Annotated in this window: 10 protein-coding genes; all 10 read right to left on the bottom strand. The window is 28.2% G+C overall.

Going from position 1 to position 13,548, the window contains the following annotated elements; translation table 11 throughout:
• Positions 1-23: 23 nt before the first annotated feature.
• On the bottom strand, positions 24-2,390 hold the full coding sequence (locus ACRDDE_RS06345; RefSeq protein WP_438626347.1) for an HAD-IC family P-type ATPase: 2,367 nt from the start codon (positions 2,388-2,390) through the stop codon (positions 24-26).
• Between the two features lie 214 nt (positions 2,391-2,604).
• The gene (dapD, locus tag ACRDDE_RS06340) at positions 2,605-3,318 is read right to left on the bottom strand and encodes a 2,3,4,5-tetrahydropyridine-2,6-dicarboxylate N-acetyltransferase (protein ID WP_438626345.1); all 714 of its coding nucleotides are present in this window, start codon (positions 3,316-3,318) and stop codon (positions 2,605-2,607) included.
• A gap of 14 nt (positions 3,319-3,332) precedes the next feature.
• Positions 3,333-4,079, bottom strand: a complete 747-nt coding sequence (gene dapB, locus ACRDDE_RS06335; protein ID WP_438626344.1) for a 4-hydroxy-tetrahydrodipicolinate reductase — start codon at positions 4,077-4,079, stop codon at positions 3,333-3,335.
• A gap of 10 nt (positions 4,080-4,089) precedes the next feature.
• Positions 4,090-4,968: a 4-hydroxy-tetrahydrodipicolinate synthase gene (dapA, locus tag ACRDDE_RS06330; RefSeq protein ID WP_438626342.1), complete on the bottom strand. Its 879-nt coding sequence runs from the start codon at positions 4,966-4,968 to the stop codon at positions 4,090-4,092.
• 18 nt (positions 4,969-4,986) lie between these two features.
• Positions 4,987-5,985 (bottom strand): aspartate-semialdehyde dehydrogenase, encoded by a 999-nt coding sequence (locus ACRDDE_RS06325; protein ID WP_438626340.1) that lies wholly within the window; start codon positions 5,983-5,985, stop codon positions 4,987-4,989.
• Between the two features lie 329 nt (positions 5,986-6,314).
• Positions 6,315-7,040: a gamma-glutamyl-gamma-aminobutyrate hydrolase family protein gene (locus tag ACRDDE_RS06320; protein ID WP_438626339.1), complete on the bottom strand. Its 726-nt coding sequence runs from the start codon at positions 7,038-7,040 to the stop codon at positions 6,315-6,317.
• Between the two features lie 211 nt (positions 7,041-7,251).
• The gene (locus ACRDDE_RS06315) at positions 7,252-8,775 is read right to left on the bottom strand and encodes an FAD-dependent oxidoreductase (protein WP_438626337.1); all 1,524 of its coding nucleotides are present in this window, start codon (positions 8,773-8,775) and stop codon (positions 7,252-7,254) included.
• 267 nt (positions 8,776-9,042) lie between these two features.
• Entirely contained in the window at positions 9,043-9,966 is a 924-nt protein-coding gene (locus ACRDDE_RS06310) for an LCP family protein (RefSeq protein ID WP_438626335.1), read from the bottom strand.
• Between the two features lie 114 nt (positions 9,967-10,080).
• Complete coding sequence (locus ACRDDE_RS06305) at positions 10,081-10,956, bottom strand: FUSC family protein (RefSeq protein WP_438626333.1); 876 nt, start codon at positions 10,954-10,956, stop codon at positions 10,081-10,083.
• 225 nt (positions 10,957-11,181) lie between these two features.
• A complete protein-coding gene (locus tag ACRDDE_RS06300) occupies positions 11,182-13,494 on the bottom strand; it encodes a glycoside hydrolase (RefSeq protein ID WP_438626331.1) in 2,313 nt (770 codons plus the stop codon).
• Between the last annotated feature and the right edge of the window lie 54 nt (positions 13,495-13,548).

The following is a 13,548-nucleotide window of genomic DNA, read 5'->3' as shown; positions in this document are numbered from 1 at the left end:
TAAAAAAGGCTGACACACGGGTGTCAGCTTTTTTTGTTTTGCTTCATTTTATGTTTGTATTTAACATATTTCATTACAATGTAAGTTACCATTTTTCTAATAAACTTATATATAGGTATAACTGATAAAATTAACGGTATATATACTACCATCATTTTTAAATTAATAATATTTACAAATGAGAATATGTTCCTAAAAAGTATAATAGTTAAAATAAATATAGTAACTAATGTAATTATCATAAATCCTACTTTTTTATCAATCGGCTTAGATATATGCCATAAGGATGTAAAACAAACTGATCCTGTTAGTAATACACATAAAGTTGATATAATTGCTTCATTAAAGTTTAACATATTACCAACTACTGAGATTATCATTATATAAAAAACTGCACAAATTCCAGATGTTAATGCTGGTATTGAAATATTTAATAATAGATTTTCTTTTATCTGTGAATAATTTGGTCTAAATGCTAAAAAAAACGATGGAATTCCAACTCCAAGTGAAGTTATTGGCATCAACTGTATAGGATGAAATGGATAAGATCCCTTCATAAATATAAAAATTATAGCTAGTATAATTGAATATACTGTTTTCATTAAATACTGAGATGCTACTTGCTGTATATTATTTACTACTCTTCTACCTCCCATAACAACACCTATCATGGAATCAAAATTAGAATCTAAAAGTACAAAATCAGAAATTCCCTTTGCTGCATCACTACCTTCTGCCATTACTATACTACAATCAGACTCTTTAAGGGCTAAAATATCATTTACACCATCGCCTGTCATTCCAACAGTATGTCCTTCATCTTTAAATATTTTTACAAGCTCTTTTTTCTGTTGCGGGCTAACTCTTCCAAAAATATCATATTTACTTGTATAGTTTTTTAAGTCATCATTATCTGAAATACTACTCATATCTATGTATTTATCAGAATTATCAACACCAGCTCGTTTTGCAATTTGTGAAACAGTTTTTGGATTATCTCCTGATATAATTTTAATAGATACTCCTTGTTTTTTAAAATAATTCAATGTATTTGCAGCCTGTGGTCTTATTGTATCTTCCATAATAGAAATACCTATTAGTTTTCTATCTTTTGGAAGTTCATTATCAACTATAGAGTCATTTGAATGTGCAAAAACTAAAACTCTCTCTCCTTTATTAGTAGATTCATCTATTATACTTTGAATACTTGGTGATATTTTTTCAAAAACAAATTCAGGAGCTCCCATTATATAACTACCTTCTTTTTCAAAAGTAACTCCACTCCACTTTCTAGCTGATGAAAATTGTACCCTATTAATAGGTTTCCAAGATTTTGGACTTGGAAGCTCTACCTTTAATGCTTTACTTGTTGCGTTTTCTTCTAAATTTTCTACTAAATTTGAAATTCCTTCTTTAAGCTTGTCTATTTCAAAATCTTCACATGTGATTATGTCTACTAATTTTATATTCCCATCAGTTATAGTCCCTGTTTTATCTAAACATAATAAATCTACACGGGCTAAGTTTTCAATAGACCCCATAGTTTTTACAAGAACTTTTTTCTTGCTTAAATTAATAACTTCAACTGCTAATGCAATAGAAGTTATTAATATTAGACCTTCTGGTATCATTCCAATCATAGCTGCTGAAACGCCTAATATAACATCATTTGTATTTATACCCGAAGTTGACTTTGATAAAAATAGCGCTATTCCAATTGGAACTATGAAAAAAGCAAGCCCTTTTATAATTTGTTTAAGAGTTTTTATTAATTGGCTATTTATATCTTTTTCCTTCTTTGCTTCCATTGCGATTTTAGATGCATAGCTTTCTTCTCCAACATTTACAACTTTTACATATGCCATCCCACTTATAACATAGCTTCCTGACATAACGTTAGAATCAACTGTTTTTAAAATTGGATCTGATTCTCCAGTTAATTGAGATTCATCTACTTCTATGCCATCAGTCTTAACTACTACTCCATCTGCACAAATTTGAGAGCCTCTATTTATTACCATTAAATCATCTTTTACTAAATCATGTTGATTAATTTTACTCTTTTGATTATCCCTTATAACCGTTATTTTTGATTGATTTAATAAAGATAGCTTATCTATACTTTTTTTAGCTCTTACTTCTTGGTATATACCAATAGATACATTTGAGATTAAAACACCTAAAAATAATAGATTTTTATAACTTCCAGTATATATAATTAAAGTAGCAATTATAATATTTATAAAATTAAATAATGTACATATATTATCTTTAAATATTTTATTATAACTTCTAGTTAATGGCTTTATAGGAGCATTTCTTTCCCCACGTTCAATTCTATCTATGACTTCTTTAGTCGATAATCCCTCTTGATTAAACTCTATACTCATAGACTAAACCATCCTTTCCGTATAATTTTTAAATATTTATTAGTACCATAGTTATATACTATTTTTAACATTTAAATATAAAAATATATTAACCTATAAAAAACTAATTAAACTATATTTTTCAAATTTTTTCATATATTTAAAAGTTTTACTATCATATATTTTTTATACATAAAAAAAAGCTGATTTTAACATCAGCTTTTTTATCTTTTTATTAATCTAGATTTCTTAAATCATCCATTAATTTTGTTTTATCAGCAGTTTTCTCATCTTTCATTTTTATTATTTTAGCAGGAGAACCAGCTACTACTGCTCCAGCAGGAACATCTTGTGTAACTACAGATCCAGCAGCTACTACTGCTCCTTCTCCTATTCTTACGCCTTCAAGTATAACTGTATTTGCACCGATCATTGCATCATCTTCTATTATAACAGGGTCTGCTGAAGGTGGTTCTAAAACACCTGCTACTACTGCTCCAGCTCCAAGGTGTACATTTTTACCAAGTGTACCTCTAGCTCCTATTACTGCATTCATATCTACCATAGAACCTTCTCCAACTACAGCTCCTATGTTTATAACTGCACCCATCATTACTACTGCATTTTTACCTATAGTAACCATATCTCTTATATGAGCACCTGGCTCTATTCTTGCATGTTCATGTAAGTAGTTATACATTGGTATAGCAGAGTTTCTTCTGTCATATTCCATGTGTATATCAACTAATTTATCCTTTTGAGCATCTAAAACTGATTTTATAGAATCATAGTTTCCTATTATAGTGTATGATCCATTGCTTCCGAATACTTTGTAGTTTTCAGTTGACTTAGCATCTAACTCTCCATTAACATAAACCTTCACTGGTGTCTTTTTTTCTACTGTTTTTATATACCTTGCTATTTCATATGCGTCATTTAAGTTTATCATCTGTACCCTCCTAATTACTTTAACATGTCATCCATATTATAATATCCAGCTTCTTTATTTGCTAAATATTTAGCTGCTGTTATTGCTCCATTTGCAAATATATCTTTAGATTGAGCTCTATGAGATATCATAACCTCTTCATCTAATCCTGCAAATATAGCTTCGTGTTCTCCAACTATTGTTCCACCTCTTATAGCATGTATACCAATTTCATTTTCATTTCTTTTGGCATCTCTACCATGTCTTCCATAGTTGTATATAGACTCAGGTAAAACTTCTTTCATAGCATTTGCTACCATTATAGCAGTTCCACTTGGAGCATCTACTTTCTTATTATGATGCTTTTCTATTATTTCTATATCAAATCCTTGTAATGCTCTTGCAGCTTCTTTTACAAGCTTTAACATTACATTTACTCCTAAAGACATATTAGAAGAATGGAATATTGGTATTATCTTTGAAGCTTCTTTTATTTTTTCTAATTGTTCTTTAGTAAATCCTGTTGTAGCAATTACTAAAGGTGTTTTTGTTTTAAGTGCATAATCTAAAACATCATCAAGTGCAGAGAAATGTGAAAAATCTATTATAACATCAGCACTTTCTTTTATATCACTCATTTTAGTGTATAGTTTGTAATCAGTTGTCTCACCTGTTGGCATTGAGCATCCGCAAACTAACTCTAAATCTTTATCTTCATTTACGCATCTAGTAAGTACTTTTCCCATCTTACCAAGAGCGCCATTTACTATAACTTTTATCATGTCTTTCCTCCTATAACTCAAACCCATAGTTTACAAGTTCGTCTCTTAATGTTTTTAAATTACTTTCTTCCATTGGAGCTAAAGGAAGTCTTAAATCTCCAACCTCAAAACCTAATAAATTCATAGCAGTTTTTACAGGTATTGGATTTACTTCGATAAATAGTTTATCTATTAATGATTTCATACCCAATTGTAATTTTCTTGAACCTTCAATATCACCATTTAAGAATTTTTCTACCAAATCATGAGTTTCTTTAGGACATATATTAGCAACTACTGATATAACTCCTACTCCACCAAGAGATAAAAGAGGTAATATTGAATCATCATTTCCTGAGTATATTGCAAATCCTTCTGGAACTAATCTAGCTATTTCTGCCACTTGAGCTAAATCCCCACTAGCTTCTTTAACAGCTACTATATTTTCAATTTTAGCAAGTTCTGCTATAACACTAGGCTTTATATTAACTCCAGTTCTTCCTGGAACGTTATATAATATTATTGGTAGCTTAGTACTAGCTGCTATTGTTTCAAAATGAAGCTCTAATCCTCTTTGATTTGTTTTATTATAATAAGGAGTTATTACTAATAATCCATCTACTCCTAATTTTTCAGCTTCTTTGCTTAAGTAAACTGAATGCATAGTATTATTAGAGCCTGTTCCAGCTATAACTGGTATTCTTTTATTTACTTTTTTAACAGTAAAATCTATAACTGCAAATTGCTCTTCATCTGACATAGTTGTAGATTCTCCAGTAGTCCCACAAACTATTAACGCATCCGTTTTATTTTCTATATGGTATTCTATTAATTCTCCAAGTTTATTGAAATCTATACCAGTTTCATTAAAAGGAGTAACTAACGCAACTCCAGATCCCTTAAATAACATAATTTATACCTCCCAATTTTATACTAAATCATATTTTAAAAGAAGTTCAGCTATTTGAACAGTATTAGTTGCAGCACCTTTTCTTATATTGTCAGCTACTACCCACATATTTATTCCGCTGTCTACACTGAAATCTCTTCTTATTCTTCCTACAAATACTTCATCTCTTCCACTTAATTCAAATGCTGTTGGGTATACATTGTTGGCTATATCATCAACTAGCTCTAATCCTTCAAAAGCAGCTAATACACCCTTTAATTCATCTATTTCAAAATCATTTTCAAACTCAACGTTAACTGACTCACTATGTCCGTTTACTACTGGAACTCTTACTGTAGTTGCAGTAATCTTTAAGTTATAGTCATTTAAAATCTTCATAGTTTCATTAATCATTTTCATCTCTTCTTTTGTGTATCCATTTTCAATAAATACGTCTATATGAGGTAAGCAGTTATAAGCTATAGGGTGTGGATAAAATTGATTAGGAATACCATTTACTCCATCTTCTAAATCTTTAGTACCCTTTACTCCTGATCCTGAAACAGCTTGATATGTTGAGTATACTATTCTTTTTATTTTATATTTATCATGAAGAGGTTTTAATGGAACCATTGCTTGGATAGTAGAACAATTTGGATTTGCAATTATTCCTTTATGTTCTTTAACAGCTTCTGGATTAACCTCCGGTACTACTAAAGGAACATTTTCATCCATTCTCCATGCACTTGAGTTATCTACAACTACTACACCTTTTGATACTGCTATTGGTGCATACTTTTCACTTATACTTCCTCCTGCTGAGAAAAGTGCTATTTGTATGTTTCTATCAAATGAATTTTCATTTAGTTCTTCTACTGTATATTCTTTTCCTGCAAATTCTACTTTAGATCCTGCTGATCTAGCTGAAGAAAATAGGTATAAGTTATCTATTGGAAAGTTTCTTTCTTCTAATACCTTTAAGAACGTTCTTCCTACCATACCTGTCGCTCCAACTATAGCAACGTTTACTTTTTTCATATCCATACGCCTCTTTCTACTTAAAAATTTCATCATCTAAATAATATATACGTAATTCTAGTATATATTATTTTAAATATCAATATATTGTAGATAAACATAGCATTAATCGCAATAATTTAGAAAATTTAAGCACTAATATCCATGTTACTATCATCTATAATTTATACTATGATATTAATATTTCTTTAGTGAACTAATTAGTATCTTAATTTATATTGCAAACGCTTAACAATTATGATATAATTCACTTAATTTGAATACATCACAAAAGGAAAAACCGATAGATAATAATTTATTTCTATTGGTTTTTCCTTTTTATTTTAACTTTAATCTTCTTTAGACTCTTCTATAAATCTTTTAAATATATTTAACATATGCTCACTATGATCCACCATTAGTTCTGGATGCCATTGAACTCCAAGAACAAATTTTTCACCTATTTTTTGAACAGCTTCTATTACACCATCATTTGAATATGCTATTACTTTTAAGTTGTTTCCTAACGTTTTTACACTCTGATGATGATAGCTATTTACTAAAATTTTTTCATTAATAATCTCTTTTAATATAGAATCTTCTTTTATGTCTATATAGTGAGTTCCTAAATATGGCTTTGTTTGTTGGTTATGTTTTATATGACTACTTCTTATATATTTTAAATCTTGATATAAGCTTCCACCTAGTGCTACGTTTAGTATTTGTAATCCTCTACAAATTCCAAGTATAGGCTTATCTTTTTCTAATGCTACATTTATAGCTTCTATATCGAATTCATCTATATCTTGGTAAATATAACCTAACTCTCTAACTGGTTCTTCTTTGTATAATGTAGGATTTACATCATCTCCACCTGAAATTATAATTCCATCCATAGCTTCAATTTGTATTTTTATATTTTCTTTATCTCCATTTACAGGAATTACAACTGGAACCCCACCAGCTTTTTCAACTGCATGTATATACGAATTTGGCAAGTGAACTCTCTCTATTCCAGTAAACGCTCCGCTATCTATAGTCGCTAAATTTGCCAATATACCTATTAAAGGTTTCATACTTATCCCCCCACCTTAATAAAATTATTTAAATTAAAATATCTTTTAATTTACTGCTACATTTATACTATGATTCTATTTACCTAAGTTTCCTCCCTCTAAATTTATTTTTTTAATATATATTGAATTTGTTTTAAATTAATTCTTTCATTAAGCACAAAAAACCTACCATTAAATCTATATTAAAAGATTTTTATGATAGGTTTCTTATTTACAATATTTTAGGGTCTATATCATTTTTTTCTTCATCATATCTATTTAAATTTCTTAAAGCAGGCCCCTCTATTACATTTCCTCTATAATCAAATCTAGATGCATGACACGGACAATCCCATGTTTTTTCTGCTGAGTTAAAAGTTAACTCGCATCCTAAATGTGTACAAGTAATATCTACTATATATAGCTTTCCATCATAATCTTTGTATGCGCCACATCTTTTACCATCTACATTAACAACTTTGCTTTCGCCTTTTTCTAATATTAAATTATTATCTCCTATTTTTAACTTTCCACTTACATACTTCCAAGCTACATTAATATTTTGAGTTATAAATTCAGTTGTAAATACGCTACCTTTTCTAGAGGGATTAAATATATCTTCAAACTTTGACTCTCTATAACATATTAAATCTCTAATTATCATAGATGCTAATGTACCGTTCGTCATTCCCCACTTACAAAATCCTGTTGCAACGTAAAAGTTATCTTCTTTTTTATTTACATAACCTATATATGGTATATTATCAAAGCTTATATAATCTTGTGCTGACCACTTACATTTAAATTGCTTAACTTTAAATTTTTCGCCTAGTTCATGTATTAAATCTTCATATATTTCACCTTCATTTTTACATTGTCCAACTTTATGATCTCCTCCACCTAAAATAATTAGATTTTGACCATCTCCGCAATAAGGTTTAAATGTAAATCCACTATCTTCAACACTTAAATACATTCCTTTTGGTATATCTCTTTCATACTCTCCAGCTAATAAATAGGATCTTTCGCCTTTTTCTTTAGCAAAATAAAGATTTAATCCATCATACCAAGGAACATGAGAAGCTAATATAACATTTAATGCTTTTATTGTTTTTCCATCTTTAGTCTTTAAATTATATATATTTTCTTCTTCATGATCTACTATAGGGGTCTCTTCATACACTTTAACGCCTAACTTTAAACATTCCTTAGTTAGTGCATCTAAGTATTTTTTAGGATTAAATTGAGCTTGGTTAAAAAATTCTATCGCTCCTTTTACATCAAATGGTATATCCAAGCTCTTATGATACTTACAATCAATTCCTAACTTTTTACAAGTTTGATATTCTTCCTCAAGCTCTTCTATGTAGTTTTCATTATCTGAGTATATAAAGGAAGATAATCTTTCAAAGTTACAATCAATATTATTACTCTTTACAATTTCCTCTATTAAATCTATAGCACTTTCATTTCCTTCATGATATAGTTTAGCACTGTCTAATCCATATTTATTTCTTATTTTTGAATATACAATACCATGCTGCGAAGTTATTTTTCCTGTATTTCTACCTGAACTTCCATATCCTATTTTGTGAGCATCCACAATTGCAGTTTCTATTCCCTTTTTTGATAATAAGTAAGCAGTTGTCACGCCTACTATCCCACCACCAACTATAAGAGTATCTACTTCTAAATCTTCTTTTAGCTTTTCATAACATTCACCTTTAGAACTTAATATCCAATATGATTCTTTCATAAATTTATATATAACTAGCTAACCTAGTTACTCCTTTCTATATTATTTGCTTATATTTGTATAATTCCCATTTTGTTAAATTTAATCTAAATTAGATTTCTTATTTTTCAGTTTTATTTATAAAATTGAATATTTTTTTGTATATAATTCATTTTTTTGTTTATACTTTTAATATAATTTCAAATGCAATTTTTAATTATATCACTAAACATACTATACTTATTTCTCCTTTTAAAAAGACGGGTGCTACCACTGACACCCGTCTTTTTATTTTATATATTTATGTAATTGTTTTATATTTTCTTCCATGTTAGCATCAATAACCCACATTCCATTAATTGTTTTTGTTTTAAAACTACCTTCAACTGGAATCATATATTGATTTATTTTATAATTTTTTTCATTCTGTATTTTTTCTTGTATGTATTTTATATCATTTACTGGTATATTTGTACTAACTTGAGACATCATTTCCATATTCACTTTAAACTTTTTATCAGAGTCTAAGCTTTCGTATTTATTTATTATAGATTTTAATACAGTTCTTTGTCTTTGAGTTCTTTCGTAATCTCCATTTCCTTCTTTTCTTATTCTACAATATGCAACAGCTTGTCTTCCATTTAAATTTTTAGTTCCCATTTCATCAATATAGTCAGTTCCATGAGGTAATTTTTCTATATTATTGATTTCATCTAAATTTTTATTTATTTGATTTGCTTCATAATCTTTAAGTTCTATATCTACTCCACCTACTAAATCAATTAATTTAGCTAAACTGAAAAAATCTACACTTACATAGTTCTTCAAATTTAAATCAAAATTTGAGTTTAAAGTATCAAGCGCTAACTTAGCTCCGCCATATGCATATGAATGATTTAGTTTTTCCTTTCCATGCCCTTCGATATCTACTAATGTATCTCTTAGTATAGATACTAAGTTAACAGTTTTATTTTCCAAATCTACACTAGCAACCATTATAGAATCTGCTCTAGCTTTTTCTTCCTTACTTCTTCTATCTAATCCAAATAAAGCTATATTAATAACTTTTTGATTTTCAATTTTTTCACTTTTTGTTTGCTCCATAGCAATTTTTTGCTTTTCATTGCTATCTTTTATTAATAAGTACAATGCTGATATAGGCAAAATAATAACTATTAATAAAATTAAGATCATTTTTTTATTGCGTTTCACAAATTCACATCCTTATTTATCTATGTTTTAATTATTAATGATTAACTAAATTTTATAAATAATACAAAATTTCTTAAGCGTAAAAAATATCCTAGGTATTTTGACCCAGGACATTTATTGAATAGATTCATTAAAATCTTTTAAAGTTTTTATTTCGTCTATTATCTTACTTAAATGGTAATTGAACACAGGACTCTTATTTTCTTCAACATCAAAACAAATTTCCTCTGTGTTGTACAATTCTTTTATTGCATTAAAATTTTCTTTATTTAGATATAGCTTATTTTCTAATAGCTCTATAGACTGCATGTGGAAATAAATTTCTCTGCATATACTTATAGATCTTTCTAAATTTTCTATATCAGCTTCGTATTTACCACCATAATCTAATTCATCAGACAATTTAGAGTATATTTTATCTAATTGTTGTATGTTCTTTTTAAATATGTTTATGTCTAGGCTTTGTTCGTTTACAATTTTTGACTCTATAAGTTGTATAGCTGATTTTTCTATATTTTTAAATTCATTTATAGTCTTGTCTAAGTAATTAGGTCTTGCTATTAAGTAGTTTGTAACTACTCCTATTACTACCCCAACAGATGTATCTATAACTCTATGTATAGAGTAGTATGCTGGATTATATGTTCCAACTCCTAAGTGTATTGCTAAAAATGTTACACATGATACTACTACAGAGTTCACCTTTAATAAATTACACGCATATATAGTTAGCATTATACCTATTCCACATAAAATAGGTTCTCCTGGCTGTATAAGTGCAAATAAAAATCCTATTATACCTCCTACAATTGTTCCTTTTACTCTGTTTAGACCCGCTTTCATAGATCCTTTAACTGTATCTTGAACAGAAATTACACATGCTATTGCGCAGTAAAAAATTTTTTGAACAAGAAATTGCCCCAATAAGATACATAGCATTACAGCTATTCCTGTTTTTATGGTTCTCATGCCCATTTTCTGTAGCTTCACTAAATTTACCTCCTAGTATATCTCCGATTAGTCGTTACTATTTATTTTGTCATTAATATAGTATAATTTATTATTTAACATTTTGGTATACTTAAAAGTATTTAATTTGTAATTTATTTTTACCCCACTTTTTTTAATATAATCAGTTAATAGCTATACTATACAATTATAGCACATTAAAATAGAGCATCTTATTTAGATACTCTACTTTAACTATTTAAAAATTTATTGAGGACTATAAGCAGTTTTTTCACCCTTATCATATATAATAAGAGAATTTGCCTTTACAGTGTCATTTTTGTATTTAAAGTATTTATTAGAGAAGTTTGCTACAACTCTCAAATCATCTCCATAACAAGTAGTTTGTACTAATCTATCACCACTTAAAAACTTGAAGTCAGTCATAGGTTTATTTATAGCTTTTTTATCAAACTCTGACCAAACTTTATCATGGTTTAAAATTTCTTTTTTATGTTTCTCCCATTCACTTTTATCTATATGATACATAGGAGCTGTATTATATAAAACTTCTTTCATCATTCTATTTTCCACTTCACCTTGTATTTTAAATGTACCCCATAGCCACTGATCTGAAGTTACAACAGAATCATTATAAACTAATCTAAATAAAGGAAGTGAATATGTTGGATCTATAAATATCTTTTTATATAAATCTTTAACAGGAACTTGTTTTTCAAAAATTTCTGGAACTCCTCCTGTAGGTGAATAATATCTACCTACATAATACTCACTATCTTTATTTTTATTCATATCTGGATCTATCCATGAAAAAGCAGGTGTTTCAAGTCCATGTGCAAATGCTATAGTCGTACTCGCAAAATCATTTCCACCTTCTGATCCTACAACCATATTTTTATCATCGCTTATATAACTCATTCTTTTTAATCTCGCATTTAAATCTTGTTCTTGAGTTGTAATATGATTTTTAGAATAATCATCGTAAATTTCTCCAGTTGCATCACAGTCTATAAACCATGAGTTAAATTTATATCCTTCATTAAGAATCTTGTTTACTCTTGATTTTACACTAGGCATAGATAATGTAGGATTTAGTTTTCTACCGGTTCCTTGGAATCCTTCTAATTTTTTTCCATCTTTATCTTCTATTGTTGCATTATCATATAATGACTTATCGTCAAATTTAGCTGTGCTCCATTTTTCCTCACCTGGCTTATGAATTGAATGATACGAATCATAAGGTCCAACTAAATATCCATAATCATTAGCTTTTTTTACAAACTCTGGTGAAACATATCCTGCCTCTAAGTCATCAAATCCTATCCAAGCATTATCTATTCCTGATTTTTTCATATCATCTAATACATCTATTGTATTATTTCTTGACCAATAAGTTGTTGGAGTTGTTGAATCTTTAAGTTTTGATTTTAATAACTCTTTATTTAATGAAATTAATTCATTTCTATTTAAATTATTTATACCTTTTTTCACAATGTCTTGAGTTTGTTTATTTAAATCTTTAAACACATTAGGATTATAAAATTCCTTTAGCATCATAACTGAATTAAATCCGCTTACTATAGTTTGTTTTTGGTATTTATCTACATAATCTTGACTTTTTATAGCATCTAAAACATTTGAAACCTCTTTGCCATCTTCTACTTTTGTGTTTAGAAGCTCTTTCATCCAGTTTATAAATTCTTCATCCATGTTTTGTCTTAATAAATTCCACTTAATATCATCAACAGTAATTATAGATTTATCCCAGAAGTAAATCTGTGGTGCCCCATATAACTTTTCTATGTTTTTATTTTCCTTTGCTTTTTGTGCTAATGTTTTAAATTCTCCGTTTTCAATTACAAAATTCTTATAATTTTTAGCTACATCATTTACATTTTTATCTGTTATATATACCCTAAATCCATAATCTTTATTTTTGTTTATACTTGGATATTCATGAGTAAAATCAAACTTTATATTATTTTTTGTATCAAATTTTATTTCATCATTATATTTATTTTTCATTATATAAGTAGCTGCAAAGTTACTTTTATTTACTGAGAAAAATTGCATAGAAAAACTCTCTATAGTATTAAATATTTGCTCATTTAAATACTCTTTCCAGTATTTATCATTGCTTGGTATAAACTTCCCTTCATTTATAGGAAGTACATAACTTTCACCACTGACACTAGGCCAAGTAAAAGTGTTAGCTTCTTTAGATGTTGATTTGATATCTACATCTAAGTAATTATCTTTCTTTTTTATGTCTACATTAATATGTTCATCTGGGTATGTCCACGAAATTTCATTATCTTTCTTTTTTAAATTAGTAACAGATCTATCCTTCATAGGTTCTGATATAATTTCCTTTTTTCCATCAACATCTACAGATACTTGAAAGTTTTTAGGATTAACGTCATATTTAAAATCTAAGTTATTAACTTTTTCTACCTTAGCTGATATATCTTCATCACTTTTAATAATTCCATTACTACACCCCGCTAAGCTTGTTCCTATAAGTACAAAGCTTAACAATAACGATATTTTTTTATTCATCTTTATCACCTCAAAGTCATTTTAGTTTAGTTTTGTTACACGTATGTTACAGTT

Source organism: Paraclostridium sp. (genome assembly GCF_051656405.1).
Classification (GTDB): Bacteria; Bacillota; Clostridia; order Peptostreptococcales; family Peptostreptococcaceae; genus Paraclostridium.
This window is presented reverse-complemented; position numbering and strand designations above follow the sequence as displayed.

Coding starts and splice junctions, on each gene's coding strand:
- ACRDDE_RS06345 (WP_438626347.1), bottom strand. CDS start 2,390: ATGAGTATAGAGTTTAATCAAGAGGGATTATCGACTAAAGAAGTCATA.
- dapD (WP_438626345.1), bottom strand. CDS start 3,318: ATGATAAACTTAAATGACGCATATGAAATAGCAAGGTATATAAAAACA.
- dapB (WP_438626344.1), bottom strand. CDS start 4,079: ATGATAAAAGTTATAGTAAATGGCGCTCTTGGTAAGATGGGAAAAGTA.
- dapA (WP_438626342.1), bottom strand. CDS start 4,968: ATGTTATTTAAGGGATCTGGAGTTGCGTTAGTTACTCCTTTTAATGAA.
- ACRDDE_RS06325 (WP_438626340.1), bottom strand. CDS start 5,985: ATGAAAAAAGTAAACGTTGCTATAGTTGGAGCGACAGGTATGGTAGGA.
- ACRDDE_RS06320 (WP_438626339.1), bottom strand. CDS start 7,040: ATGAAACCTTTAATAGGTATATTGGCAAATTTAGCGACTATAGATAGC.
- ACRDDE_RS06315 (WP_438626337.1), bottom strand. CDS start 8,775: ATGAAAGAATCATATTGGATATTAAGTTCTAAAGGTGAATGTTATGAA.
- ACRDDE_RS06300 (WP_438626331.1), bottom strand. CDS start 13,494: ATGAATAAAAAAATATCGTTATTGTTAAGCTTTGTACTTATAGGAACA.